Genomic DNA, 26,005 nt, shown 5'->3' on the forward strand with positions numbered 1-26,005 from the left:
CTGCGCCGGGGAGGCGAGCGTGCGGCGTTGGAGGCCGGACTCGCCCGGACGCCAGGCGGCCGGCGCCATGCTCAGTCCGCCGAGCGTCGAGGGATACCGTCGCGCTTGCCGGTGCGCGGGCCAAACCCGGCATTCCCCGGCCGTGCCGGCGGGGATCCCCGTCGATCGCTTTCCCAAGGCAATCCGTGCTCGAACTTGCCCTTGAGGAAATCGACGAAGGCGCGCAACTGGGGGGGCGTGTACCGGTTTGGCAGCGTGATGGCGTACAACGCAGCACCCGGCGAGCGGGTGAGCCGGTATTCGTTCAGCACGGTTTCCAGCCTGCCGCTGTTGAGATGTTCGGCCGCGACATACGAGGGCAGCAGGCCGATGCCCAGCTTCGCCGCAGCCATCTCACCCAGGAAGCCATAGTCCGCGCATTCCAGATGCGGCTGGATGGAAACCCGGTGCACGTCGCCGCTGCCTTGATGCACATACTCGAGCCCCACGCGCGTGCGTACGCCAAGGCAGACATGGGAGGCCAAGTCTTCCGGCGTCGCCGGATGCCCGTGATCCGCCAGGTATTCGGGGTTGGCGCATAGCATCCATTCGACCGGCCCCAGCGCCCGCGCCACGCAGCGTTCGCCGGGCTCGTTGGTTACCCGCAAGGCCAAGTCGATATTGCCTTCCATCATATCCACCGCGCCGCCCTTGAAGGTGACGGAGAGCGATACCTTGGGATACCGGGCGCAGAACTCGGCAAACATGGCTGTCAGGTATAGGCGGCCGACGGCCGGGGGGCAGCTCACATGCAAGGGGCCACGCACTGAAGTGCCGAAGGTGTGCAGCAGCTCATCCGCGCGCTCCACCTCGGCGCGGATGATGGTGCACTGCGCATAGAACGCCTCGCCGACCTCTGTCAGGCTCATGCGACGGGTGGTGCGCCGGATCAGCAGCGCTTCCACGTCCCGCTCCAGCTTCCGGATGCGCCGGCTCACGTTGGAACGGTCGATGCCGAGCTTGAGCGCGGCGTTCATGAAACTGCCCGATTCCACGACGGTGGCGAAGAACAGATATGCGTCGAGTTCCATGTCTGAACGGTAGATTGGTGCGCCGGGCGCAACGTGTCTGTGCGCCGGCACCAGCTTACTTGTCTGGAGGGAGGGTGCAATACTCTCCCCAAGCCCATTTTCCTGATAAAGAGGCCGGAGGAGACATGAAGCGGATCATACCCGCGCTGCTGCTGTGTGGTGCAGCCATCGCAACGAACGCGCACGCCGAATACCCCGTCAAGCCGATCACGCTGATCGTGCCATTCCCCGCGGGAGCTACAACCGACACTGTGGCCCGCGTGATCGGGCAGGCCGCTTCATCCCAGTTAGGCCAGCCCATCGTGATCGACAACAAGCCTGGCGCGGAAGGCCAGGTGGCCGCGCAGGAGGTGGCTCGCACGGCCCCGGACGGCTACCGCCTGCTGCTTGCCACCTCGGGCAACCTGTCGCTGGTACCGGTGCTGCGCAAGAAGCCGCCCTACGACGTGCTGACTGACTTCACGCCGATCGCCGATGTCGGCCGCTTTGGCTTCTTCCTGTACGTTAATCCCGCTGTGCCGGCCAGCAATCGGGACGAGTTTCTCGCCTATGCCAAGGCCAACCCCGGAAAGCTGAGCTATGGCACCGGCAACAACACCGGTGTGGTCGCGTTTTCGCACTTCAAGACGCTCTCCGGCATCGACATGACCCAGGTGCCCTACAAGGGGGAGCCGCCGGCCATGCTAGACCTGATCGCCGGGCGCACGCAGGCGATGATCGGCACGACCATCGGCGCACCATACCTGCGCGAGGGCAAGCTGCGCGCGCTGGTATCGATCAATGCCCAGCGTAACAGCCTGCTTCCCGATGTGCCGACCTTGCGTGAGGCTGGCATGAAGGATCTGGAGATCATGCCCTGGGCCGGTTTGGTCGGGCCGGCAGGGATGCCGAAGGAGGTGGTCGCTCGTCTGAACCAGGCTTTCGTGGCTGCTATGAACAATGCGGACGTACGCAAGCAGATGGACCGGCTCGGCTTTCCGCTGACACCGTCCTCACCCGAAGCCTTCGGCCGGCTGATCAAGAACCAGCTCGCGGTGCATGGCCGCCTCGTGAAGGCCGCCGGGCTGCAGCCCGAGTAAAGCGCACACAGCAAAGGACAAAGGAGAGAGTCAATGGTCGCCTCGCTGCAATATGGCGAAGCCAGGATCGAGGGCGCGGAGATCGAGCGCCGCGCCGGACGGGTCGCAGGTGGCCTGATGGCACTGGGCGTGGGAGAGGATGATGTCGTGGCCATCGTGCTGCGCAACGCGCCCGCGCTGTTCGAGATCACGCTGGCCTGTAACCGGGTCGGCGCGTACCACTGCCCGGTCGACTGGCGGTTCACCGTGGATGAGCTGGGCTACATTCTGGAGGACAGCGGCGCCTGCGTGCTGTTTATGGAGGCGGACCTGGTCGAGGTACTGCGTGCCGCGGTCCCGCATGGAGTGCGCGTGGTGGCGGTCGGGCCCGAACTGCTGACCTTGCAGGCCTACGAGGTGTCGTGCGATGACGTTGACGTACCAGAAGACGTGCTCCGCTATGAGCGCTGGCGCGATGCCCAGGCAGCATACGCCGGCCCAGCGCGCCGGCCACGCGGACGTTTCGCCTACACCTCGGGCACCACCGGGCGCCCCAAGGGCGTGCGGCGCCTCGTGCAGGGCCTGCATCCGGAGCAGCCGCGCCTGCTGCGCGAAACCGTCGAGGCCGTGTTCGATTTCTCGGCCGATGCGCGCGTGTACCTGTCCGCGCCGCTGTATCACGGGGCTCCCAACCTCTACGGTGTACAGGCCATTCTGTCGACCGACCTTCTCGTGCTGGATCCCCGGTTCGATGCCGAAGGCACGCTGCGCGCCATTGAGCGACATCGCATCTCGCACCTGTACCTGGTGCCGACCATGTGCGTGCGGCTGCTGGCGCTGCCGGAACCGGTGCGCAGGCGCTACGATCTGTCGTCCGTCCGCTTCGTCGCGTGCACCGGCGCGCCCTTTGCGGTTGCCGTCAAACAGGCCATGATCGATTGGTGGGGGCCGGTGATCAATGAGTCGTACGCGTGCAGCGAGATGGGCATGGTCACCGTGATCTCGTCGGCGGATGCCATCCGCAAGCCGGGTTCGGTCGGCCGGCCGGTGAGCGAGGCCGAGGTGCGCATCTACAGCGAGGCGGGCAGCCGTCTCGGCGCGGGGGAGGTCGGCAACATCCATGTGCGCCAGCCCGCGTATGCCGACTTCACCTACCACAATCGCCCCGAGGCACGCACCGCGATGGATTGCGAGGGCCTGGCATGCGTGGGCGATATGGGCTATGTCGATACCGACGGATTTCTGTTTATCTGCGACCGTAAGAGCGACATGGTTATTTCCGGCGGCGTGAACATCTATCCGGCCGAAATCGAGAATGTTCTGTCCGGCATGCCTGGTGTGGTCGATTGCGCGGTATTCGGCGTGCCCCACGAGGAGTTCGGGGAAATGGTCGTGGCGGTCGTGCAGCCCGGAGACGGCGCGCAACTGAATCCGGAAGCGATGCGCGCGTGGCTGCGGGACCGGCTCTCCGCCTACAAGGTGCCGAAGCTCATCGAGCTGCATGCCGAACTGCCGCGCCAGGAAAGCGGAAAGATCCACAAGCACAAGCTACGCGATGCCTACTGGCAGCACACCGGGCGCCGGATCTGAGGCGGTTCCGGCGACGGAGGTGTGCTTCCGCTCTTCATGTGAGCGGCATCTGCCAAGGCGACGCCTGGCCGACTTTGGTCAACTGAGGGGAGGCGCGGCTGGCGCTTCCCGACCCTACTGCGCCATCCGGCCAGTCCAATTGCTCTGACTGAAACCGCGACGAAAACGGCCGGCCGGTTTGTCCCTGCGATGGGTGCCCACACGTTGCATTTCACGTTATGCGATGCAGGCAAGTCATGAGAAAGTAGCAGATCGGAGACCGCGCCAAACCGGGGGCTAACGACCGGACAGAGGACTTCCCCGAAGAGAACTCCGCCAACTACGTCAATGGACGGTTTGACCCCACAGGTGCCGAGGCACTGAGAGCCGGGGAGGCCAGGCTGTTGCAGGGTCAGGCGAATCTGGACGCCGAAATTCGTGCAATTGTCCAGAAGCACCGGACGGCCGCTGGCAATAAATAGTCATTTGGCTACCACAGTACTAGCTATCGGACCTTTCTTGCGAAAAGAACGACCATCGGCAGACCAGCAGTCAGTCGCGATCGGCGTGTCTCTTGCTTTCAATCAGGCCCGTGCGCCGGTAGCCCTAACTATCTTGCAATTGAACGCAAGATGCTGACCGGCGTGACAATGGAGGAATGAGCGCCAAGGCCAGTTTCGCATCAAGTACCAAGTCTGTTCGGCAGCCACTTGAATCGTTTTGGATCACCGACGGGCCAAGTATTACGTGTTGGCGGATACCCTTGCGACGGTGAAAGCAGCGGTATTACCGCAATATACCCGTTCGTCAAACGGCTCAGCCATTCCTGCCCTAGCTCACAGCCAATTGCTATTTAGCCGGGCAGCCCTCTCGGTAATCGGTGGAGCACCACCAGACTTCATCGTGCGCCGAGCGCCGCGGAGGCGGGGAAATGAGCAAGAAGCAATCCCGAACTGCGACAGAGATTTTTCTCAAGGGTTTCAAGGAACCCTATTTGCGCTCGAATGACCGACCGTTTATTAAACTCCTGAACTGGTACACGGGCATCGGAAAGACGTACAACGCGGCGGCCTTTAGTATTGAACTGTTCCTCAACTGCGACGTCATCCCGGTTTTCATCGCCCCCCTGCAATCGCTCGTTTCTCAGTTCAGCGGGGAAGTGCGACAGCACCAGCAGGACCGCAGCTATGCCGACGAGCTCGAACGCGCGGTGGTCGAGCGTGGTGCGGACATCCCGGTCTACCGGCTGTACTCGATTGACTACCACGTCAACGACCGTACGTTCTTCAGCGCCTGCCTTTCTCTGGTTCACTGGTTCGAGCGCAATCCACAAGTGGTCGCGAAGATGGAGCGCTCGCGCAAGCACGCAGACACAGAAAAGAGCATCCGAAGCCGCATTCAAGAGCTGCGTGCTAAGGCGGCGTCCTGCGAAAAATCAAACTTCCTCGGTATGTCCCCGACGGACGAGACCTATGAGGACACGAGAGCCGCCTACTTGAAGTCAGCACGGCAGGCCCGAAGCTTGGCCGACAGGTTCGTCTGGAACCCACGGCGAACGCAGGGGGAGCTCACTGCGCTGTGTCGCCTCGCTTCTTGAGCGCCGCCACCACCCGTTCGTTGAGGCCCAACCGGTAGAGTGTTGCACCTACTTGGGTCAACAAGGCCCGCTCTTTCCCCGCGATCGCAGGATCGGCCAACAGCACGGCCAAGCCCGCAATCGCGTCGTCGACCTCCAATTCCGTCGTGTCATCCAGCGCCAGGCGCTCGAAATCTCGTATTACGTCATCCGGGTCCATCGCGGCTCCATGTGGCTTCCTGCGCTAGTCTAGCGTGACGAGGCGCACGTCAATGAGCTTGACGAGCGAGCCACTGGATCCGTTGCAAAGGGCCGACTATGGGACAGGACGCTGGAAGGCCTCTGAAAGGGCGGGGTGCTTCGGCCAGTCGCCGCCTCCACCCGACCGCCGGTGGGGTATCGCAACGCGGGAAGGCCAGCCCAGGACAGGAAGGACGAGATGCAGTCGACCATGCGGCGTCAGGGCTCGTCAATGCTTCGCATGGCCAAGGGCATTTGCTTTTGCATTGCAGCTGTCACTGAGTCGGTTCCTAATACACCGTTCAATGCCATTTTCGCGCCAGACTTCTTGAAGACCGGTCCCCAATCGACCAGCCGATAGACCGGTCCGTCCTTCTCGATACGAACCCCGGCCTGCGCCGCCGCTTGCTTAACTAGCAGGGTGACAGTCTTCTTATCGATGCCAGTCCGCGCTACCACCTTGACCAAGGTCGCATCGGTGATGGCGTCGATCGCGGCCAGAACGGTAAGCATTCGCCGCAGGTCGCCCCTTGGGTATTTCGGCACGTCGTTGCCATCAACTGGCATATTTACCCCGCTCATGATGTTGGATCGGTTTACCCGAGCGACAGTCTTTTAACGACAAAGAAACGACGGGGTTGACATTTGCCGTGCGTGGCCACGGCGCAGCCCGGGGGCATGCGCTCCGACGGTCCAGATGATTCGCACTAGTCCCGACTTGGCCAACCTAGATGCAGCGGCGAGAGCCCGACGGTCCCTGAACGACCCCTATGCGCCGTTCGAATCTTCCTCAACACGATGACGGCTATTCGAGTCCAACGGTCATCCGCCCTAATGCTGCTGCGGTAGACGGTCGCCATTTCAGTCATTCGGTAATCCGCGCGCCAACGGCAGAAAAGGATCGGCGCAACTGTCACAGGTTGCCATGCCTACGGCCGCGTACCACCGCGGATTCAGCCGACCACCATCCGAAATTACCCTGTTCTCATACTTGTCCGGCGCCATCACCTGGCCACTGGCTCCATTTCCGCCCTGCGCCCCTCCGTAAGGCCGCCCAATACATGACCCGAACTTCCGAAGACAGCTCTGCCTCTTCGATCCTGCATCCAGGCGGGAAGCCGCTCAAGTCAATGCCAGTTTCCACCGCCGCAGCCAGACAGATCACCATGCGCCGCGGGCACGCCGAACGCATCTCCGCGCGATAGAGGAAGAGCAGGGCGGCCTGGTAGCCGATACCGTGACGCCTGGACAGATGCCGTGCCTGCCGTGCGGTAGCACCGCGCCAGTCACGCATCTCGCGCAAGATGTCGCCAAGGCGGTCGATCAACCGGTCTTCGCTGCCGATGCGATACCGGACACGAGTCTTCTGCTCCGCCACGACCGGGCGCTCACGGATATCCCGAATGTGGAGAGCAGGCTCGGCGGGCCACCGAAAGACATTCACGGGGGAACTCACGCCGGTACGTGGTCGGGTCCGGGAGCGCCGGAGCTTGCTCGTTGCCTGAGGAGGAACTTCTGGATCTTGCCGGTCGACGTCCTGGGAAGGTGGCCGATGACCACCTTCTTCGGCGCCTTGAAGTGCGCCAAGTGGGCGCGGCAATGTTCGATCAGTTCGCGCTCGCCGACCCTGGCGCCATCGACGACTTCGACAAAGGCGCATGGCGTCTCCCCCCAACGCTCGTCCGGCTGGGCGACGACGGCTGCCACGCGCACCGCGGGGTGCCGGTAGAGCACCTCCTCCACCTCCAGCGAGTTGATATTCTCTCCGCCGGAAATGATGACGTCCTTGGAACGGTCCCGGATCTGTACATAGCCATCCGGGCAGACGACTGCGAGGTCACCCGAGTGGAACCAGCCGCCGGCAAAAGCTTCCGCCGTGGCCTCGGGGTTCTTCAGGTAGCCCTTCATCGTCATGTTGCCGCGGAACATGACTTCGCCGATGGTCTTCCCGTCCCACGGCACCGGCACAAGGGTTTCGGGATGCAGCACGGCCATGCCTTCCTGCGCAGTGTAGCGGACGCCCTGCCGTCCTTTCCGCTCCGCCAGCGCATCGATGCCGAGGTCGTTCCATTCGGGCTGCTCCACGCAAACCGCCGCGGGGCCGTAGACCTCGGTCAGCCCGTAGATCTGGGTGATCCTGATCCCCATGCGCAACAGGCCCTCGATCACCGGCATCGGCGGAGGCGCGCCGCCGATGAGTCCGTGGACCGGATGGTCGATGCCCGCCTTCCACGCTTCAGGTGCGTGGGCAAGCATCGCATGCACGATCGGCGCTCCGCAGTAATGCGTGACCTGGTGCTCGCGAATCGCATCGAGCACGGCGGCAGCATCCACCCGCCGCAGGCAGACGCTGGTACCGGCGTTGGCCGCCAGCGTCCAGGCGAAGCACCAGCCATTGCAGTGGAACAGCGGCAGCGTCCACAGGAAGACGGCGTGCCGGGGCATGCCCCAGTCGAGCATGTTCGACAGCGCAGCCAGATAGGCGCCGCGATGGTGGTAGACCACGCCCTTTGGGTTGCCCGTGGTGCCGGACGTATAGTTGAGGGCGATGGCCTGCCATTCGTCGACGGGCTCGCCGCCCTCCCAGTACGGATCGCCCCCGGCCAGGAAGCCCTCGTATTCGATCTCCGCCAGCCTGCGGCCTCCTTCGACGGCGGGATCGATGATGTCAATCACCAGCGGCTTGTCGTCGAGGAGTGCCAGTGCGGCTTCGACTACGTCAGCGTACTCCGTGTCGGTGACCAGCACCTTCGCATCCGCGTGCCTGAGCGTGAAGGCAATGGCGGCCGCGTCCAGACGCACGTTCAGCGTGTTCAGCATAGCGCCGCTCATGGGCACGCCGAAATGCATCTCCAGCATCTCCGGCGTGTTGGCGGCCATCACGGCCACCGTATCGCCAGTCCTGACGCCGGTGGCCACCAGCGCCGACGCGAGGCGGCGGCTGCGGTCCAGCATTGCCCGCCAGCTCGTGCGGCGCTCGCCGTAGACGATGGCTGTACGCTCAGGGTAGACCTCGGCCGTCCTGCGCAGGAAGGAGATCGGCGTCAGGGGCACGAAGTTGACCGGGCTGCGCTCCAGCCCATCCGCGCTGTGTTCGACGTATTCCATGGATTGCCTCACTGGCTGCAGCCGTGCGTCAGCGCATTACGTCGCGGGAGATGATCATCCGCTGGATCTCGGAGGTCCCCTCAACGATCTCGAGCACCTTGGCATCCCCGAACGCGCGCGATACCGCGTATTCCGTCATGATCCCGTTGCCGCCGTGGATCTGCACGGCTTGGTGGGCCGCCTCCATGGCCTTCTCGGTTGCGAAGAGCTTTGCCATCGAGGCCTGCCGATCGTAGGGCCGGCCCTCGTCCTTGGCCACCGCGGCGTCGTAGAGCATCAGACGGGCAGCGTGTGCGTGGGTCGCCATGTCGGCCAGCTTGAACTGCAGCGACTGGAACTGGTTGAGCGTCTTGCCAAACGCTGTGCGCTCGCTCATGTAGCGGACGGAGCGTTCCAGCGAGCCCTGCAGGATGCCCAGGCCCAGCGTTCCGATCAGGATGCGGCCGGTGCTCACCTGTGACAGGGTCTGTCTGAGGCCGGCCCCGAGCTCGCCGAGCAGGTGCTCGGCAGGAATGGTGCAGTCCTCGAAGAACAGCTCGAATGTGGTCGATCCGCGCCAGCCGATCTTGTGAAGCTTCTTGCCATGGCTGAAGCCGGGCGTGCCGTTCGGCACGATGAAGTTCGAAATCTCCTTGCGCCCGTCGGGCCGGATTCCCGTCACCGCCGCGATGACGATCGGGCCGGTGATTTCGGAACCCGAGTTGCTGATGAAGGTCTTGGCGCCATTGATGACCCAGCAGCCATCCTTCAGCACTGCGCGGGTCTGGATATTGGCCGCGTCGGAGCCGGCGTTCGGCTCTGTCAGGCCAATGCAGCCGACTTGCGTGCCAGTCAGGATCGGCCGCAGGAAGCGCGCCTTCTGGCCATCGGTGCCGTAGTTGTTGAGCAGGCTGGCCGCCGTCGAATTGGCCATGATGGCTACCGCCACGGCGCAATCGACGCGGGCGATCTCTTCCAGCGCAATGGCGAAGCCAAGCCAGTCGCCACCGCTGCCTCCCCAAGCTTCGGGGTACGGCAGCCCGATATACCCCAGTTCGCCGGCCCGGCGCCAGATCTCATAGGGAAAACTCTCCTCTTCCCACAACCGGTGGGCGACCGGTGCGATCTCTTCCTCGGCGAAACGGCGCACCGCCTCGCGGATCATCTCGTGGTGTTCTGCGATGTATGACATCGTCTTTCTCCTCAATACGACTCGTGCAGCATCGCCAAGTAGTCGTCGACCGTGGCAGTGCGGGGATTGGTGGCGTGGCAGTGGTCCTTCGTGGCGGCGACCGCGATGTCCTCCAACACGTCACGCGGCACGCCCATGGCGCCGAGACCAGCCGGCAAGCCGAGACGGGCGTTGAGTTCGCTGATAGCCAGAGCCGGGTCCCCGCCGGCGGGCAGGCCCATGGCCTGTACAAGTGCGGCCTGCTTGGCTTGGGTCGCCGGCTTGTTGAAGCGCAGCACGGCCGGCAGCAGAACGGCATTCAGCGTGCCGTGGTGCAACGAGACGCCGGGCACCGCGCCCAGCGGGTGCGACAGGGCATGCACCGCGCCCAGCCCCTTCTGAAAGGCTAGCGCGCCTTCCATGGCGGCCATCATCATGTTCCAGCGCGCGTCGCGGTCGCAGCCGTCGGCGGTGGCCTTGCCGATATTGGCTATGCCGCGGCGCAGGCCGTCCAGGGCGATCGCTTCGGCGGGCGGGTTGATGGCCGGCGCCAGGAAGGTCTCGATGCAGTGGGCGATGGCGTCCATGCCGGTCGCGGCGGTCAGGGCCGGCGGCAGGCCCAGCGTCAGTTCGGGGTCGCAGATGGCCAGCTTCGGCAGCAGGAACGGACTAAGCAGGCCGAGCTTGCGGCCGGACTCCATGACGATGACAGCGCCCCGGCCCACTTCGCTGCCGGTACCCGCAGTCGTCGGGATGGCCACCAGCGGGGCGACCCGGCTGGTGATCCGGCTCGCGCCGCCCTCTACCGCCGCGTAGGTCTGCAGCGGTGCCGGGTGGGTCGCCAGCAGCGCGGTGGCCTTGCCCAGGTCGATGGGCGACCCGCCGCCCACGGCCACGATGCCGTCGCAGCCATTGCCGAGGTAAAGGCCGGTCGCGGCGGACACGGCGGCTTCCGTCGGGTTGGATGGGGTGTCCTCGAAGACGGTGGGCGTGCAATCCGGGCCCAGGGCGTCGAGCACCTTGTCGGCGATACCGGCGGCGCGGATGCCGCGGTCGGTGACGATCAGCGGTCGCTGGATGCCCAGGCGCTGCAGCTCGGCTCCCAGCATCCGGATGGCGCCGAAGTCGATGTGAACGGTAGTCAGGTAGTTGATGACAGCCATGTTTTCCTCGTAGATATGTCGATGCGTCAGGCGCGGAATAGCGTTGGGTCCATGCGCGCAAGCGGCTCCGCCACGCGCACCGGCTGGAAGGCCATCAGGTCTAGCACCTGCGACCTGATGTCAATACCGGGCGCAACCTCCTCCAGCACCAGTCCGTCTGGCGCCACCGAGAAGACTGCGCGCTCGGTGATGACCTTGGCCTCCTGGCCGCGCTCGGCCACGTTGCGCCCGAGCGGATAGGTGATTTCGTCCACGCGCTCGACGAACTTGCGCACGCTTCCCTCACGCCCGACCGACAGGAAACCGTCGGTGGTGTCGGCGGCGAGGCCGCCGGTGGTGAAGGTGCCGGTGAACAGCAGCTTGCGCGCGTTGTAGGCGATGTCGATGAAGCCGCCCGGCCCCGGATTGGCCGCGCCGAAGCGGCTGACGTTGATGTTCCCGGCCCGGTCGAACTGGGCAAAGGCCAGCGCCGCCATCGGGCAGTTGCCGCCGTCAATGAAGTCGAACTGCGAGGGGCCGTCGATCAAGGCCTCCGGATACTTGTTGGCGGAGAATTGCCAACCGCTCATCACGACGCCGCCGAAGGGGCCGTGCTCGGTGGTAAAGCTGTAGCGATGCAGGCCGCCGTCGGCGAACAGGCCGTCTTCCATCATCACCGTGGGCACGTCGGACGAAGCGCCGAAGCCGAAGATGCTGACCTCGCCGGGCCTGATTTCCCGGGCCGCCCGCCGAGCGATCACCTTGTCGGCGCCGGGCGTCAGGCGGTCCGAGGCGCGACCGTCGAAAAGCTGGCCGCCGAGATAGGCATCGTCGTACCGGATGTCGGTGGTCATCATGGCGTCGGGTTCCACCACGACGCGATCCACCAGCACGCCGGGAATCCGCACCGCATGCGCCGGCCGGGCGTGGCGCGGCACCAGCTTGCGCACCTGTGCGATCACGGTGCCGCCTGACGCCTTCACCGCCAGCGCCATGGCCAGCGCGCACGACGTGATCGGCTCGTCCTCGAAGCTCAGGTTGCCGTGCTCGTCGGCGCTGGTGGCACGCAGGAACGCCACGTCGAGCGGCCAGCTCGGATAGAAGAGGTATTCCTTGCCGTCCAGCTCCTGCATCCGCACCAGGTCGTCGGTGGCGCGCGCCGTGTACTTGCCACCCTGCTGGCGCGGATCGATGTAGGAGCCTAGGCCGATGCGGGTCAGGTAGCCTGGGCTGCGCCGGGCGACTTCGCGCAGCCAGTGCATGGTGGCGCCGATCGGCCAGCAGTAGGCTTCCACCCGATTCTCGCGGATCAGGCGCATGAACTCGGGGCGCTCGCCGGTGGCCGGATTCACCGCATTGGTAAAGTTGCCCGACACGATCCGCTTCATCAGCCCTTCGACTGCCACGTGATCCATGCCGCGGATGCCCATGCCGTCGCCGACACTGACCGGGAAGAAGAAGGTCAGGTCACGAGGCGATCCAGTCTCATGGAAGCGTTGCGCCAGCGCCTGGAACAACGCGTCCGGCGTCAGCCAGCCGATCACGCCGACGCTGCCCACGCTCTGGCCGGGCCGGATATCCGAAACGGCCTGCGCCGCAGTACAGATCTTGCTCATGCGATCTCTCACCTTTCTCGCTGCTCGCAGCCCGGGCTCAGGCCTGGAAATGGATAATGTGGGTACCGACGCAGACCGTCTCGCCCCGCTGGTTGAGTAGCGTTGCCTCAGCCCACAGGCGCTTCTTCTCGTCGTCGGCGCGAGCAATGCGGTAGTTCACGGTGAGGGTGTCTCCGATGCGAACGGGCTTGGTGAAGCGCACGTTGTCGTAGCCGTAGGAGACCGCCGGGCGTTTGATCATGTCGAGATACTTGGTCACGGCGCCGGCGATGAAACCGACCATCATGGCGCCCTGCGCGATGCGGCCGCCGAAGCCCATGCGCTTGCAGTATTCTTCGTCCATGTGATTGGGGTGGTTGTCACCGCTGATGCCGGCGAAGGCATAGATGTCGTACTCGCCGAGGGTGCGCGTGTAGCTGGTGTGCGTGCCAATAAGGGTGGATACGTTGCCTTCGTGCGGGATCTTGATGTCGGACACTTGGTTTCTCCGGGAGTGGGTTGGGTTCAGACCTGGGTGGCGTCAATCCTGCCCGCGAGGATGAGCAGAGATTCGAAGAGAAAGTAGTCGCCCCAGACCAGTTCGTTATCCATGGCGACGCCATTGCGCTTGTTGAAGCAGCCGCCGGTGAGGATGCCCGCCTGCCGTACATCGCCTGGGCTGACCGGGGTCAGGAAGCGGATCACGAGTTGCTCGATGCTCTCGACGGCGGCCTGGCGGTAGACTTCCGCCCGCTCCGGGATGAGCGCAGCCAGTTTGAACAGGCTGGCGGCGGCGATGGCAGTGGCCGAGGTGTCGCGGTTAGTGTGCGGGATGGCGGGATCGTCGAAATCCCAGAAGGCCACGCAGTCGGCGGGCAGGTGCGCGACCCACCAATCGGCCACGCGGATCGCGTCGGATTTGAACGCCTGCTCGCCGCACGACAGCGCCTGTGCGAGGCCGAGCATGCCCCACGCCTGGGCGCGGGCCCAGGTGCTGCTGTCATGAATGCCCTTGTGCGTGTAGCGCTTCACGAGCGAACCATCGGCAGCATTGAATGTGGCGGACTGGCAAACCGAGCCATCCTCCCGCACGCATAAGGCAATGTGCTGGCGCAGGTGCTGGCGGCCGATCTCGCCCGTGCCGAGCGCGGCGTCGTGCCGCAGCAGCAGCGCCACGGTGCCCGGAATCGCATCGATGTTGACCTCGCACGCCCCCACGCTGGAAGCCTCCTCAGCCTCGGTGCCGAGCGGGATCAGGCGGGCTGCTTCGCTGTACATTTCCGCCAGGCCACGCGAGCCGTCGAGGGCGAGCCCCGCGGCCTGCGGATCGGCCAGCAGCGAGCCGCCGAGTTGCGCGCCGTACCAGAAGAGGAACCCTTTGAACACCGACTTCGACACCACCCGCGGCGCCAGCCGTGCGGACCACATGCGGGCGCTGTCGCGGTACTTCTGCTCGCCAGTGCGCAAGGCAGCCAGCCACAGCATCCCGACCCAGAACCCGCCGGTCCAGTCGCCGGCCGGGGTGCGTGTCCAGGTGCCGTCGGCCGGATTGCCATAGTGCGGAAAGCCCACCTCGTCCTGCGCGATCGTCGCATCGATGCGTTGCAGGATGCGATCGAGCGCATCATCGATCAGTCTGGAATCCATATGTTTGTCTCCATGCGTACATTGGCTTGTCCGGTCTCCGGTGCCAGCCTTGCGGACCGACTGGGGTGGCGTGCGGAGCGGGGTATGCATGGAATCCTAGGGATTGCACAAACTAGTGTCCAATATATAATTAATGGATCTTTGATACTCAATGGATATAGTGATGGACCTTCGCCACCTGCGGTACTTCATCGCCATCGCTGAGGAACTTAATTTCACGAGAGCGGCCGAGCGACTGCACATCGCCCAGCCTCCGCTGAGCATGCAGATCCGCCAACTCGAGGAGGAGATGGATGTCACACTGCTAAATCGCTCGCGTCGGCACGTGGAGTTGACGGAATCGGGTCGCATTTTCCTTGAGCAAGCGCGGCAGATCCTGCGAGCTACCGAGAGGGCAGTCGTGCAGGCGCAACGCGCGCATCGCGGCGAGACGGGTCGGCTGACGGTCGGCTTCTTCGAACACACGTCCTACACGCTGCTGCCGCCCATCCTGCGCGCCTACCGAGAACGTTTTCCTTCCGTCGAAATCCTGCTGCGCTGGTTTCCGGTCGTCAAACAGGCGGAAGCTCTGCGCCGGGGTGACGCGGATATTTCCTTCATGCGGCCGGTGCCAGACCTTGAGGAAGTGACATGGGAGACCATCCTGGAAGAGCCGTTCGTGCTGGCCGTGCCGGCAAGACACCCGTTGGCGAACGCTGAGTCGATTTCTCTGAAGAAATGCGCGCAGGAGCCCTTCATCATGTACATACCAGAGATGGCGCCGGACTTCCACGCCATGAACATGCGCATGTGCGCGTCGGCGGGTTTTGTACCGAAGGTCATCTCGGAAGTGGGGCAGGTCTATACGCTGCTCGGCCTGGTCAGCTCCGGTGCGGGCATCGGCTTCGTGCCAGCGTCAGTCCGGAAGGTGAAGTTCGACCACGTGGTTTACAAGCCGATCGAAGGCCGGCAGCCGACAATCGAGATCATGCTCGGCTATAGCCAGCGCACCCCAACGCCGCTCATGACGGCGTTCATCGAGACGGCCAAAAGCATGCTGTGAGGGTTCCCCCGACCTCGCCCGCTGCAACATGGGCAAGGTGGAGGATGGCGCGGGTGTTCAGTCGCGACGGGAGGTCGGCTACAGGCTACCGTCGACGTGGCGGTCGAGCGCCAGTGGGTTGAAGTCGGCCAGCGCGGCCGGCAACAGGCTGGATGGGAAGTTCTGATAGCACACTGGGCGCAGGAACCGCTCGATGGCGGCACTGCCGACCGACGTGCTGCGCCCATCGGACGTGGCCGGGAACGGTCCGCCGTGGACCATGGCGTGGCTCACTTCCACGCCGGTCGGGAAGCCGTTTACCAGGATTCGGCCCGCCCGGTCTTCCAGCCGCGGCAGCAGTTCGGCCGCGAGAGCTTCGTCCGCCGGCGCCATCTGCAGCGTGGCGGTCAGTTGCCCTTCCAGCCCGTCGAGCACCGCCGCCACATCCGCCGCCGAGCGGCATCTGACGATCAGCGAGCAGGGACCGAATATCTCCTCGCCCAGTTCGGGAAAAGCCAGAAAGCTGGCCGCGTCGGTGGCGAACAGATGGGCCGTCGCCGCGCAGGCACCGCTGCTGCTCTCGCCGGTGGCCACGCTTCGGACTGCCTCATGCGCCCGCAGGCGCGCCACCCCGGCGGCGTAGGCGCGGCCGATGCCGGGCGTCAGCATCGTACCCGCCGGCTTGCCTTGTACGATCCGCCCGGCTTCGGCCTCGAAGCGATCACAGTCGTCCCCTTCCAGCGCGATCACCAAACCGGGGTTGGTGCAAAACTGGCCGACGCCCATCACGAGCGAATCGACAAATTCCCGCGCGATGCCTTCGGCACGATCTGCCAGCGCATGTGGCAGCAGGAGCACCGGGTTGACACTGCTCATTTCGGCGTAGAGCGGAATCGGCAACGGCCTGGCCATCGCCTGCCGCAAGAGCGCAAGGCCACCGGCCCGGGAGCCGGTAAAGCCGACCGCCCGGATGGCGGGATGCCCGACGAGCGCCTGTCCTACGTCGTTGCCAACGCCAAAGAGCAGCGAGAACGTCCCCTCCGGCAGCCCGTATTCGGCCACCGCCGCCTGGATGACCCGGCCGACCAGTTCGGAAGTGCCGGGATGCGCTGGGTGGGCCTTGACGACCACCGGGCAGCCCGCCGCGAGGGCCGACGCCGTGTCGCCACCGGCCACCGAGAACGCCAACGGGAAATTGCTGGCGCCGAAGACGGCCACCGGGCCCAGCGGGACGTTGCGTCGGCGCAGGTCCGGGCGCGGCAGCGGCGTGCGATCCGGCAAGGGCGTATCCAATGTCGCCCCATGCCAGTGCCCGGCCCGTACAACCCCTGCGAACAGCCGCAACTGGCCCGCCGTGCGCGCCTGCTCGCCCTGCAGACGCGCTCGCGGCAGAGCCGTCTCGGCCATGGCGCGCTCGACGAGGGCGTCGCCGAGGCCTTCGATGCCGGTGGCGATTGCTTCCAGGAAGCTGGCGCGGGTCTCGGGCGTCGTCTCGCGATACCTCGCAAAGCTGCTCGCAGCGAGGCGGCAGGCCTGATCGACGTCGGCGGGGCCGGCGCCGCCGAACGCGGGCTCGATGTCGGCGGCAAGCGCCGGAGAAAACGCCTTGAACGCGCCGGCGGTGCCGCTGACGCTGCTCTGCCCGATCAGCATATGTCCGGTGATCCTCATGACGCCTTCTTCCCAATGAGCGGGCAGCCACCTTCTTCCATCGGCCGGAACGCCTCGTTGGCGGGAATGGTGGCGATGAGCTTGTAGAAGTCGCCCGCGTACTTCGATTCCGACGGCTTCTTCACCTCGAAAAGATAGAGCGGGTGGATCTTCCGGCCGTCTTCGCGGATGCTGCCCTTGCCGAACAGCTTGTCGTCGGTGGGCATGGCCTTCATCTTCGCGACCACGGCAGCGCCGTCGCCGTCCGCCTTCATCGCCGCCACTGCCTTCAGGTAGTGGGTCACCGCCGAGTACGTGCCCGCCTGCGCCATGGTTGGAAACTTGCCGTTGTTGGCGGCGGCGAATTCCTTGCCGAACTTGCGGTTCTCGTCGGTCATGTCCCAGTACCAGGTCTCGCTCAGCAAAAGGCCTTGGGCGGCTTTGAGGCCGAGCGCCTGGACATCGCTGCTGAAGACGAGCAGGCCTGCCAGCTTCTGACCGCCGGCGGTCACGCCGAACTCGGCGGCCTGCTTGACCGCGCCGATGGTGTCCCCCCCGGCGTTGGCCAGGCCCACTACCTGCGCCTTGGAGGCCTGAGCCTGAAGCAGGTAGGAGGAGAAATCGTTGCCCGGGAAAGGATGCCGGACCTTGCCGAGGACCTTGCCACCGTTCTTGACGACAACGGCCTCGGTGTCGCGTTCGAGCGAGTGGCCGAAGGCGTAGTCAGCAGTCACGAAGAACCAACTCTTGCCACCCGACTTGACAACCGCCTTACCAGTCCCATTCGCCAGTGCCCACGTGTCGTAGGCCCAGTGGATCGCATTGGGCGTGCAGGCTTTGCCGGTGAGGTCGGAGGTGCCGCCGCCGGTGACAATCATCACCTTGTTCTTCTCCTTGGCCACCTGGTTGACCGCCAGGACGACCGACGAGGTCGGTACGTCGACGATAGCGTCCACCTTGTCCACGTCGAACCAGCGGCGGGCTATGCTCGCCCCGACGTCCGGCTTATTCTGGTGGTCGGCGGCCACGATCTCCACCTTCAGACCATGCTTCTCGGGCGCAAAGTCCTGGACTGCCTTCTTCGCAGCCCAGACCGAACCGGGACCAGCCAGCCCGGCATAAACGCCGGTCTGATCGTTGAGCACGCCGATCCGGACCACGCCGTCCGTGATCTCGGCCTGCGCCGTCGAGGCCGTCAGCAGCGCGGCGAGCGAAAGCAGCTTGATGCGATTGTTCATCATGTGTCTCCTCTACTGTGGGGATAGATATGGGGTGTTCCGTTCAGCGCCAGATTTCATGCCTTTCCTTCCACGCGCCCGCCAGGCACGCCTGCTCCGGCGGACGTTTCGTCATGACTTGGTGCCGGCACGGCAGCGTGGCACGGTGCGGGCCGGACGCGGCGGTTGCCCGCGATGTTCTGGCACAACGCGTTCAACTCGCCGACGATTCCGCGGCGGAACGCCAGCACGCACACGACGAAGATGCTCCCCATGATCACGGTGATCATGGAACCGACCTTGTCGGCCAAGGCGTTCTGGATGGCGACCACGATGCCCGCGCCCACCACCGGGCCGAAGGCCGTGCCAAGGCCGCCCAACAGCGTCATCAGCACGACTTCGCCGGAGGTGTGCCAGTGCGCGTCGGTCAGCGTGGCAAACTGGAAGACTAGGGTCTTGGTGGCCCCGGCAAGGCCGGCCAGGCCCGCCGAGAGGACGAAGGCCAGCAGCTTGTAGCGCGCGACGTCGTAGCCCAGCGAGGTGGTGCGCGCCTCGTTCTCGCGGATCGCCTTCAGGATCTGGCCGAAAGGCGAATGGATGATGCGGTGGATCAGCCAGAAGGTGAACAGGAAGATCGCCAGCACGAAGTAGTACATGCGCAGGTCCGACGCCAGGTCGATCAGGCCGAACAGCCTGCCTCGCGGAATGGCCTGCATGCCGTCCTCGCCGCCGGTGAACGGCGCCTGCAGGAACAGGAAGTAGAACATCTGTGCCAACGCAAGCGTGATCATCGCGAAGTAGATGCCCTGCCGGCGAATAGCGAGCGCCCCGACGACAAAGCCCGCGGCAGCCGAGACGGCCGTGCCGAGCAGCAGGCCGAGTTCCGGGGTCAGCCCCCAGGTCTTCATGCCGTAGCCCGATATATAGGCCGCCGTGCCGAGGAACGCCGCATGGCCGAACGAGAGCAGGCCGGTATAGCCGAGCAGCAGGTTGAAGGCGCAGGCGAACAAGGCGAAGCACAGCACCTTCATCAGCATCACCGGATAGAGCACGGCCGGGGCCGCCAGCGCGCCCAGCAGCAGGACACCGTAGCCAAGATTTCTCATTTTCATACTCGACCTCACTTTTCCTTGCCAAACAGGCCTGCCGGCCGAACCATCAGCACGATGACCATGATCACGAAGACCACCGTGGCCGACGCCTCCGGATAAAACACCTTGGTCAGTCCTTCGACCACGCCCAGCCCCAGCCCGGCGACGATCGCGCCAAGAATGGAACCCATGCCGCCGATCACCACCACCGCAAACACGACGATGATCAGGTTCGACCCCATCAGCGGACTTAGTTGCCCCGTCGGTGCTGCCAGCACGCCGGCCAGCCCGGCCAGGCCTACGCCGAAGGCATAGGTCAGCATCACCATCACCGGCACGTTGATGCCAAAGGCTTGGGTAATGCTTGGGTTCTCGGTGGCGGCGCGCAGGTAGGCGCCGAGGCGGGTCTTCTCGATCGTGAACCAGGTCAGCAGGCACACTGTGAGCGAGGCGCCGATGACCCACGCGCGGTATTTCGGCAGGCTCATGAAGCCGAGGTTGAAGGCGCCAGCCACCTCGTCGGGAATCGAATAGGGCTGCCCCGAGACGCCGAACTGGAAGCGGAACAGGCCTTCGATAATGAGCGCCAGCCCGAAGGTGAGCAGCAGGCCGTACAGGTGGTCGAGCTTGTATAGCCACCGCAGCAGGCCGCGTTCGATGGCGATACCCGCTAGCCCGACCAGCGCCGGCGCCGCCAGCAGCGACCACCAGTAGCTGATGCCGAGATACTCCAGGCCCGCCCAGGCGACGAATGCGCCCACCATAAACAGCGCGCCGTGGGCAAAGTTGATGATGTTGAGCATGCCGAAGATCACGGCAAGCCCGAGGCTGAGAATCGCGTAGAACGAGCCGTTCACCAGCCCGAGCACGAGTTGCCCCAACAGCCCCTGTAGCGGGACTCCCAGAATCGTTGTCATGTTGTCTCCTCCGCAGCGGTCTCAGACACCCAGGAGTTCCTGGAGCAGGTGCTGCTTCTCGTGAATCTCGTGCTGGTGGATCTCCGCGGCGATTTGGCCGTGCTCCACCACGTACATGCGGTCGGCCAGCGGCGCGGCGAACCGGAAGTTCTGCTCCACCAGCACGATCGTGTAGCCCTTCGCCTTGAGGTCGCGGATGACCTGGGCGAGCTTCTGCACGATCACCGGCGCCAGTCCCTCGGAGATTTCGTCCAGCAGCAGCAACCGCGCCCCAGTGCGCAGGATGCGCGCCATCGCCAGCATTTGTTGCTCGCCGCCCGAGAGCCGCGTGCCCTGGCTATGCCGCCGCTCGTGGAGGTTGGGAAACATCGCGTAGATCTCGTCGAGGCTCATCCCGCCGCCACCCACCTGCGGCGGCAGCAGGAGGTTCTCCTCGCACGAGAGGCTGGAATAAATCGCCCGCTCTTCCGGGCAAAAGCCGACGCCGAGACGCGCGATTCGATGGGCCGGCATGCCGATTGCCTCGCGGCCGTCGATCATGACCGAGCCGGCGCGCCGCCCCGTCAGGCCCATGATCGCGCGCAGGGTGGTAGTACGGCCTGCCCCGTTGCGGCCGAGCAGGGTCACGCACTCTCCCTCGTTCACCAGCAAGTCGATGCCGTGCAGGATGTGCGATTCGCCGTAGAAGGCGTGGAGGTCGGTGACCCGCAGGTATTCCGTCGCCATGATCAATGCCCTCCCGGCGCAGCGAGCGCGGCATCGGCGCTGCCCATATAGGCCTCGATGACCTGCGGGTTGGCGGAGACTTCCGCGTATGTGCCCTCGGCCAGCACGCTGCCGCGCGCCAGCACCGTGATGGCGTCGCAGATGCCGGACACCACTTTCATGTTGTGCTCCACCATCAGGATGCTGCGATTGGCCGAGACCTTCTTGATGAGCTGCATGACGCGGTCAACGTCTTCGTGGCCCATGCCCTGCGTGGGCTCGTCGAGCAGCATCAGCTCGGGGTCGAGGGCCAGCGTGGTGGCGATTTCCAGCGCGCGCTTGCGGCCGTACGGCATCTCGGCGGTCGTCATGTCGGCGAAGTCATCCAGTCCGACGTCGGCGAGCAATGCCATGGCCCTATCATCGAGCGATGCGAGGACTTTCGGCGAGCGCCAGAACTGGAACGACATCCCGAGCCTGCGCTGCAGCGGGATACGTACGTTCTCGAGCACGGTCAGGTGCGGAAACACCGCCGAGATCTGGAAGGAGCGCACCACGCCCCTGCGCGCGACCTGCGCCGGCTTCTCGCCCGTGATCTCGGCACCGTTGAACCGTATGGTGCCGCGCGTGGGATCCAGGAACTTGGTAAGGAGGTTGAAGCAGGTGGTCTTGCCTGCACCGTTCGGACCAATCAGCGCGTGGATGTGCCCACGCCTGACCTTGAGACTGACGTCGTTTACGGCGACAAATCCCTTGAATTCTTTCCTCAGTCCGACGGTTTCAAGAATGAGTTTGCTTGCCATGGTCATTTCCGCGCCCGTTGTTGGGTCTGCTGGAGAATATGGCCGCAGCTAGATCACGTCCAATATATTATTGGTTATTCATTGACACTTTTTGTGTATATGTCGGACGCGCCAGCCAGTCGGGCGCTGCTCGCGAATTGTCGCGGACGTCACAGGACACGAAGGCGTGTCGCAGGCGCATTTCCCGGATTGGGCCGAGCGCGTGATGAACCGCATACGCGAAATGCGCGGCGGCAAGGACTACGATGCCAGCATTGCCACGCGCATACGGGGTACTGGAGTCTGGGCGGACCTGATGCGCGAGCGCTTCTACAAGGCTGCCGACCGGCTGGGCTTTCGCTTCAACCGGTTTGAACTGGATACTTCCCGATTCCGGGCGCCGCCGAGACGGCCGCGGGCCACGGCCGATACACCAGGCTCCTTGTTCTGAGCAGGCGCCGTGTCAACTGGTCGCCGATCATTCTGCTTGCCAGATCCAGTGCGGCTTTCGCGTTCGCAGGGGGAAGTCCCGAGGACAGCGCCAGCCTGACTGCGATGGCCGCCAGGCGTCCTTCTTCATAGGTAGGCATGTCGATCTGTGCTCCTTTGCGTCGCCGGGGTCATGACCGGGCTGCGCATGCGGCCGCCGCGCGTCGGCGACCCACTCACAGTATGGGCGATTTGCGCGCAGGCGGAGCCGCCGCTTGTAGCGGATTTGTGCACTCGCAAGCCCTGCCTGCTGCAGCGGTGGCCAACCTGGCGGTCGCAGCTAATATCCTGCTTGCAGATGCCGCGCTTTTCCGCTGCCTCATAGGGAGCGAGTGCAATTGCGTATCAAAGTTTCCGCTGCATCGGCAACCGGGCGAATGTCACGTCGGCGCCGCGAACTGGCCCAGTTCGGATGGCCTGATCTTGCCCCGGAAAGCGGCGGGCTATGCCGTTGAGCTCGTCATTGTCTCGGCCAACCCTTGTGTGGCATGCTGCATGGCATGGCCTTCCGTATTGCGCAGCGACACCTGGCTCGCTGAGACAAGGCCCGGCTAGTCAACCAGCATGAGAACTGACGATGGCCACATCTACTGTCACCTGGCCCAAAGACGTGACGGCTGAGCGTGAGCTCTTGCCCGGAGGGGTATTCGTCTACCACCTGTCGCATGCTGCGATCGGCAGGCTGGGGCGCATTCTGCTGACGCCGGCGCCAGGCGGCGGAACCCGGCTCGACTGCGAGGTCTACGGCAAGGGGTCCGCCAGCGTGATTGAGCGCCGTCGCGCGGTACTCGAACCGCTGGCACGTGCCGTCTCGGCAAAGCTGGGCGGCCGGTAAGCGTGGTGGCCCGAGTAGACTGGCCCTGGCTCCTGGCTTCGGTTGCCTCTAACCGGCCTGCTGATGCCAGGCCGGCTGTTCCCGTGCCGTCGCGGCGTTCGGCAGCAGGCGATGGGCATAGCGCGCGATTGGAAACTCGAAGGTACCGCGCAAGTTGATGCCTTCCAGATGCGTCGGGGCAATCTGGCGCAGGTCTTCGGCACGCATGGTTTCGCCGCCGATGGCCTCGATCGCATCGAGGGCGCGCTGCATGTGCAGCGTGTTCCAGGCCATTACGGCATTCGACAACAAGGTCAGCGCCGATGAGACCGCCGCCAGGGACGCGTCATGCCGGGTCAGTTCGAGCGGAATCTTGCCGTAGTGGATGGCCCGCTGCACCGTGTGGACCGCCTCGCCTCGGTTCAAGGCATGCTGCATCTCGTGGCGGAACGCAGGAGTGGTGAAATAGTCAATCAGGAAGATGGTGCGAAACAGCCGGCCAAGATGCACGCCCGCTTCATAGACAGGCTGGCCCTTCGCCGCCGCGCCAAAGCGCGTGAGCGCCTGGACGGCGGTGCATTGCCCGCTCTGCACCGATGCCGCAATTCGGACTAGCTCGTCCCAGGCGCGTTCAATCAGATCCAGGCGGACATCCGCGTCCGTCACCGAAGCCAATTCCGCTAATATGTTGTGGTCCCTGGGCACATGGAGTCGGCGGTCGCGCAGATGAGCAAGCCGCGGACAAAGATCAAAGCCCAGCAGCCGGGATAAGCTCATGGCGAAATCGGTAAAGCCGTGGGTATCGACCGCAAGTTGCGCCACGTCTTCCGCTCCGCTCTGGCGGATGACGCCCTCGATGGCCGCGCCGGCCTGCCGCTCATTGAGCAGGATCGGCTGGTCGTAGAAGATGCCCCAGCGGTCGCGGACATGCGTGTACATGCCTATCGATGCCGTGCGCCGGCGCGGATCGGCCCGTGCCCGCCAGACTGTGCGCGTGGTCTCCAGTGACATCATGTCCGACGAGGCCAGATCGGCGCGCCCCCAGTGTTGGGCAATTGGATGCTGATGCATGAAGACCAGGACAGCATCGGCGGCCTGGCGCAGTTTGCGCTCGTCTGCGATGCGATGCATCATTTGCCGGATCGCGCTGGGCGACAACTCCGGCACCATGCGTGCGAGGTCTGCCGCCGACATCGAGGTGCCGTGAGCCAGTACCGCGGCGTAGACCATCAGCAGCTCGCTGCGCGAATGCGGTTCCCGGCCGAGCAGGAGCCAACTGAAGTGGGTGCTGCTATCAATCTCCAGCAGGATTTCCGGCAATTGCCCACCGGGGTGCCGCTCGAACAGCGCGCGCCGCAGCGCCTCCACGGAGGATTCCGGCTTCGTTGCAGTGAGCGGATCGATATGGATCGCGTTATCGATCTTCAGTTCGCCGCGCAAGGCTGCGTCTCGCAACCTGGCGAGCCCCGCATCCAAATGCGCCACCACGGGCTCCAGAAATGCCTTCGCGTCCTGCGGCAGCTTGAGATGACCGTAGAAGTGGTTACGCCGGGCCTGCCAATCCTCGTTGGAGATCAGCAATGCCGCCTGGCTACGGAAGGCGAAACTGTGATCCAGGAAGACCGAGCCGTTTCGCAGCGCCACCCGCAGTGCGAACAGAGTCCCCCATTCGAAGGCGGCCAGGGCACGCTGGCGATCCTGACCCTCCAACGCCGGCTGCCAGGCGCGCCCCAGCCGAACCACGACCCGGTCGGGAAGCCAGTCAGCCCTGCGTGCGTAGAGATTGCGCAACACCTCCATTGCCTCGATCACCGGGTGGGCCGACTGTGCGGCGAAAGGTAGGCGAACCAGCCTGCCCAACATGGCCCGGGCTTGCCGGTGCCGTGACAGCAATTGTGCACGGATCAGGCTGGCACGGCTTCGCTGAGTCTGGCCAGTCGCCGCATCGGCCAGGGTCTCTAGCTGTTGGCAGAGTGCTTCCCGTGTCAGCGTTGAGTCGGCAACGAGCGCTTTGACGGCTGCAGCGAATTCCCGCAGCTTGACGCCAGGGTCCGGTCGGCCCGCATCGATCAGGCGTCCGGCGTCATTGACGGATTTCTGAATCCAATGCCGCAGCATGGACGACAGCTGGTCCGTGGCCGAACATAAGGCATAACGCAGGAAGCACGCGGCTTCCAGGCGGCGAGACTGCTGCGCGATTCGCTTGCTGACCGAGGCCGGGCGATTGGCGCAGCGCCGCGCATAGTGGCGCACGACTGCCTCATTGCAGGTCGCCGGCCAGCCGTTGTGGATGCCCAGTTTGTACAGCCGCTCGATCTTGTCGAACAACTCGCCCATCTGATGCGTCGAGTTGCGCAGCGGGACAGCCCAAAGCCATTGCTGGAGGCTCGCGCGGTCGCCTTCGGGCCGCGGTAGTAGCGTACCCCACGCATCCAGGGAGGCCTCACCATAGGCCTGTACCAACGCGTCAGCCAGTGCCGCCTCGGAGGCCTCCACAGCCTGGCTGATCAGCCGCTTCAGCGCCCGGTCATGCGGAATCAGAATGCGATGCTCGTACAGCCAGCGCTTCAACTCGTGTAACAGATCACTGCGGCTTGGCTGCCCCGCCAGCCGTTCCTTGAGCCAGCGCGTCACGTAACGCCGCTGATGCTCGGCCATCGGGCTGAACCCGAGGGCCTTGTAGGCCAGCATCTGGTGGTCCACTAGGGTATCGGTGCGTCCGTCATAGAGCGCCCCGAGCGTGCCCATATCCGGCGGGGTGATGCCAAGTTACGCGCCAACAAAGGCCCAGAGAAATTTAGGCACCTGCTTGTAGGCATCGAGCGTGCGGCCTGTCATGCGGACAAAGCCGATGTGAACGGCGCAGGCCAGGCGGTACAGGTGGCTGCGCCGCGCGTCGATTAGGGCCCGCTCCTTGGCGGAGAAGGTGAAGAACGTGGCAAGCTCGAACTCGCTGAGTTCGCGCGGAATCTGCCGCAAGCCGAGATACGCCAGTTGCCAGTGATCCATCGCGCTTTCTCCCAAGCGTAAGACGGACGGCAGAGATTAGCGGCAATGCGACGGGGACGCAACGCACGCGTCAAGAAAGTGCACTAGGAGGCAATTCTTCTGGCTGGAAAATAGTAGACAGCAACTAATTGATTTATATGGCTATTTCCCCGGCC

General features: G+C 64.5%; 21 protein-coding genes and 2 pseudogenes. 6 read left to right on the top strand and 17 right to left on the bottom strand.

Annotation, left to right across the window (positions count from 1 at the left end; genetic code table 11):
- Positions 1-71: 71 nt before the first annotated feature.
- Complete coding sequence (locus LDO29_RS20470) at positions 72-1,070, bottom strand: LysR family transcriptional regulator (protein WP_224081584.1); 999 nt, start codon at positions 1,068-1,070, stop codon at positions 72-74.
- Between the two features lie 125 nt (positions 1,071-1,195).
- Between LDO29_RS20470 and LDO29_RS20475 the strand changes: the two genes are divergently transcribed.
- The 3 genes from LDO29_RS20475 (at position 1,196) to LDO29_RS20485 (ending at position 5,294) form a co-directional block, all read left to right on the top strand.
- Positions 1,196-2,149: a Bug family tripartite tricarboxylate transporter substrate binding protein gene (locus tag LDO29_RS20475; RefSeq protein ID WP_224081585.1), complete on the top strand. Its 954-nt coding sequence runs from the start codon at positions 1,196-1,198 to the stop codon at positions 2,147-2,149.
- A 33-nt stretch (positions 2,150-2,182) separates the two neighbouring features.
- A complete protein-coding gene (locus LDO29_RS20480) occupies positions 2,183-3,718 on the top strand; it encodes an AMP-binding protein (protein ID WP_020201298.1) in 1,536 nt (511 codons plus the stop codon).
- 910 nt (positions 3,719-4,628) lie between these two features.
- Complete coding sequence (locus LDO29_RS20485; protein WP_224081586.1) at positions 4,629-5,294, top strand: hypothetical protein; 666 nt, start codon at positions 4,629-4,631, stop codon at positions 5,292-5,294.
- Here the strand turns inward: LDO29_RS20485 and LDO29_RS20490 are convergent.
- The 9 genes from LDO29_RS20490 to LDO29_RS20530 form a co-directional block, all read right to left on the bottom strand.
- A complete protein-coding gene (locus LDO29_RS20490; RefSeq protein WP_224081587.1) occupies positions 5,266-5,493 on the bottom strand; it encodes a hypothetical protein in 228 nt (75 codons plus the stop codon). The genes LDO29_RS20485 and LDO29_RS20490 overlap by 29 nt on opposite strands.
- A gap of 239 nt (positions 5,494-5,732) precedes the next feature.
- Entirely contained in the window at positions 5,733-6,095 is a 363-nt protein-coding gene (locus LDO29_RS20495) for a hypothetical protein (protein WP_224081588.1), read from the bottom strand.
- Between the two features lie 403 nt (positions 6,096-6,498).
- Positions 6,499-6,891, bottom strand: a complete 393-nt coding sequence (locus LDO29_RS20500; protein ID WP_224081589.1) for a hypothetical protein — start codon at positions 6,889-6,891, stop codon at positions 6,499-6,501.
- Between the two features lie 74 nt (positions 6,892-6,965).
- Positions 6,966-8,621 carry an acyl-CoA synthetase gene (locus LDO29_RS20505; protein WP_224081590.1) on the bottom strand — a complete coding sequence of 552 codons (1,656 nt, stop codon included), beginning with the start codon at positions 8,619-8,621 and terminating at the stop codon, positions 6,966-6,968.
- Between the two features lie 28 nt (positions 8,622-8,649).
- The gene (locus LDO29_RS20510) at positions 8,650-9,792 is read right to left on the bottom strand and encodes an acyl-CoA dehydrogenase family protein (protein WP_224081591.1); all 1,143 of its coding nucleotides are present in this window, start codon (positions 9,790-9,792) and stop codon (positions 8,650-8,652) included.
- An 11-nt stretch (positions 9,793-9,803) separates the two neighbouring features.
- Positions 9,804-10,934, bottom strand: a complete 1,131-nt coding sequence (locus LDO29_RS20515; RefSeq protein WP_224081592.1) for an iron-containing alcohol dehydrogenase — start codon at positions 10,932-10,934, stop codon at positions 9,804-9,806.
- 26 nt (positions 10,935-10,960) lie between these two features.
- Positions 10,961-12,529: an acyl CoA:acetate/3-ketoacid CoA transferase gene (locus tag LDO29_RS20520; protein ID WP_224081593.1), complete on the bottom strand. Its 1,569-nt coding sequence runs from the start codon at positions 12,527-12,529 to the stop codon at positions 10,961-10,963.
- A gap of 37 nt (positions 12,530-12,566) precedes the next feature.
- Positions 12,567-13,007: a MaoC family dehydratase gene (locus LDO29_RS20525; protein WP_011296169.1), complete on the bottom strand. Its 441-nt coding sequence runs from the start codon at positions 13,005-13,007 to the stop codon at positions 12,567-12,569.
- A gap of 26 nt (positions 13,008-13,033) precedes the next feature.
- Positions 13,034-14,155, bottom strand: coding sequence for a glycosyl hydrolase (locus LDO29_RS20530; protein ID WP_224081594.1), 1,122 nt, complete (start codon positions 14,153-14,155; stop codon positions 13,034-13,036).
- A 163-nt stretch (positions 14,156-14,318) separates the two neighbouring features.
- Here LDO29_RS20530 and LDO29_RS20535 point away from each other — a divergent pair, with 163 nt between their 5' ends.
- Complete coding sequence (locus tag LDO29_RS20535) at positions 14,319-15,197, top strand: LysR substrate-binding domain-containing protein (protein ID WP_224081595.1); 879 nt, start codon at positions 14,319-14,321, stop codon at positions 15,195-15,197.
- A 78-nt stretch (positions 15,198-15,275) separates the two neighbouring features.
- On the opposite strand, the gene LDO29_RS20540 is transcribed toward LDO29_RS20535, so the two are convergent.
- From LDO29_RS20540 to LDO29_RS20565, 6 genes are read right to left on the bottom strand one after another with little or no spacing between them, the layout of a single operon-like run.
- Positions 15,276-16,847, bottom strand: coding sequence for an aldehyde dehydrogenase (NADP(+)) (locus LDO29_RS20540; protein WP_224081596.1), 1,572 nt, complete (start codon positions 16,845-16,847; stop codon positions 15,276-15,278).
- Positions 16,844-18,064: an ABC transporter substrate-binding protein gene (locus tag LDO29_RS20545; protein ID WP_020423669.1), complete on the bottom strand. Its 1,221-nt coding sequence runs from the start codon at positions 18,062-18,064 to the stop codon at positions 16,844-16,846. Before LDO29_RS20545 ends, LDO29_RS20540 begins: the two co-directional genes overlap by 4 nt.
- Before the next feature lie 56 nt (positions 18,065-18,120).
- The gene (locus tag LDO29_RS20550; protein ID WP_224081643.1) at positions 18,121-19,149 is read right to left on the bottom strand and encodes a branched-chain amino acid ABC transporter permease; all 1,029 of its coding nucleotides are present in this window, start codon (positions 19,147-19,149) and stop codon (positions 18,121-18,123) included.
- Positions 19,150-19,163: 14 nt separating this feature from the next.
- On the bottom strand, positions 19,164-20,051 hold the full coding sequence (locus LDO29_RS20555) for a branched-chain amino acid ABC transporter permease (protein WP_029043245.1): 888 nt from the start codon (positions 20,049-20,051) through the stop codon (positions 19,164-19,166).
- A gap of 21 nt (positions 20,052-20,072) precedes the next feature.
- The gene (locus LDO29_RS20560) at positions 20,073-20,777 is read right to left on the bottom strand and encodes an ABC transporter ATP-binding protein (protein WP_029043246.1); all 705 of its coding nucleotides are present in this window, start codon (positions 20,775-20,777) and stop codon (positions 20,073-20,075) included.
- A gap of 2 nt (positions 20,778-20,779) precedes the next feature.
- Positions 20,780-21,559, bottom strand: a complete 780-nt coding sequence (locus LDO29_RS20565) for an ABC transporter ATP-binding protein (protein WP_224081597.1) — start codon at positions 21,557-21,559, stop codon at positions 20,780-20,782.
- A gap of 175 nt (positions 21,560-21,734) precedes the next feature.
- On the opposite strand from LDO29_RS20565, the pseudogene LDO29_RS20570 reads away from it, so the two are divergent.
- Both LDO29_RS20570 and LDO29_RS20575 read left to right on the top strand, forming a co-directional pair.
- A pseudogene (locus LDO29_RS20570) lies at positions 21,735-21,989 on the top strand (PA0069 family radical SAM protein); the annotation flags it as partial.
- A 615-nt stretch (positions 21,990-22,604) separates the two neighbouring features.
- Positions 22,605-22,862, top strand: a complete 258-nt coding sequence (locus LDO29_RS20575; RefSeq protein WP_224081598.1) for a hypothetical protein — start codon at positions 22,605-22,607, stop codon at positions 22,860-22,862.
- Positions 22,863-22,910: 48 nt separating this feature from the next.
- Here the strand turns inward: LDO29_RS20575 and LDO29_RS20580 are convergent.
- Positions 22,911-25,850, bottom strand: a pseudogene (locus tag LDO29_RS20580) (Tn3 family transposase).
- Positions 25,851-26,005: the final 155 nt, after the last annotated feature.

This window comes from Cupriavidus laharis (genome assembly GCF_914271435.1).
Lineage (GTDB): Bacteria > Pseudomonadota > Gammaproteobacteria > Burkholderiales > Burkholderiaceae > Cupriavidus > Cupriavidus laharis.

Coding starts and splice junctions, on each gene's coding strand:
- LDO29_RS20470 (WP_224081584.1), bottom strand. CDS start 1,070: ATGGAACTCGACGCATATCTGTTCTTCGCCACCGTCGTGGAATCGGGC.
- LDO29_RS20475 (WP_224081585.1), top strand. CDS start 1,196: ATGAAGCGGATCATACCCGCGCTGCTGCTGTGTGGTGCAGCCATCGCA.
- LDO29_RS20480 (WP_020201298.1), top strand. CDS start 2,183: ATGGTCGCCTCGCTGCAATATGGCGAAGCCAGGATCGAGGGCGCGGAG.
- LDO29_RS20485 (WP_224081586.1), top strand. CDS start 4,629: ATGAGCAAGAAGCAATCCCGAACTGCGACAGAGATTTTTCTCAAGGGT.
- LDO29_RS20490 (WP_224081587.1), bottom strand. CDS start 5,493: ATGGACCCGGATGACGTAATACGAGATTTCGAGCGCCTGGCGCTGGAT.
- LDO29_RS20495 (WP_224081588.1), bottom strand. CDS start 6,095: ATGAGCGGGGTAAATATGCCAGTTGATGGCAACGACGTGCCGAAATAC.
- LDO29_RS20505 (WP_224081590.1), bottom strand. CDS start 8,621: ATGGAATACGTCGAACACAGCGCGGATGGGCTGGAGCGCAGCCCGGTC.
- LDO29_RS20510 (WP_224081591.1), bottom strand. CDS start 9,792: ATGTCATACATCGCAGAACACCACGAGATGATCCGCGAGGCGGTGCGC.
- LDO29_RS20515 (WP_224081592.1), bottom strand. CDS start 10,934: ATGGCTGTCATCAACTACCTGACTACCGTTCACATCGACTTCGGCGCC.
- LDO29_RS20520 (WP_224081593.1), bottom strand. CDS start 12,529: ATGAGCAAGATCTGTACTGCGGCGCAGGCCGTTTCGGATATCCGGCCC.
- LDO29_RS20530 (WP_224081594.1), bottom strand. CDS start 14,155: ATGGATTCCAGACTGATCGATGATGCGCTCGATCGCATCCTGCAACGC.
- LDO29_RS20535 (WP_224081595.1), top strand. CDS start 14,319: ATGGACCTTCGCCACCTGCGGTACTTCATCGCCATCGCTGAGGAACTT.
- LDO29_RS20540 (WP_224081596.1), bottom strand. CDS start 16,847: ATGAGGATCACCGGACATATGCTGATCGGGCAGAGCAGCGTCAGCGGC.
- LDO29_RS20545 (WP_020423669.1), bottom strand. CDS start 18,064: ATGAACAATCGCATCAAGCTGCTTTCGCTCGCCGCGCTGCTGACGGCC.
- LDO29_RS20550 (WP_224081643.1), bottom strand. CDS start 19,149: ATGAGAAATCTTGGCTACGGTGTCCTGCTGCTGGGCGCGCTGGCGGCC.
- LDO29_RS20555 (WP_029043245.1), bottom strand. CDS start 20,051: ATGACAACGATTCTGGGAGTCCCGCTACAGGGGCTGTTGGGGCAACTC.
- LDO29_RS20560 (WP_029043246.1), bottom strand. CDS start 20,777: ATGGCGACGGAATACCTGCGGGTCACCGACCTCCACGCCTTCTACGGC.
- LDO29_RS20565 (WP_224081597.1), bottom strand. CDS start 21,559: ATGGCAAGCAAACTCATTCTTGAAACCGTCGGACTGAGGAAAGAATTC.
- LDO29_RS20575 (WP_224081598.1), top strand. CDS start 22,605: ATGGCCACATCTACTGTCACCTGGCCCAAAGACGTGACGGCTGAGCGT.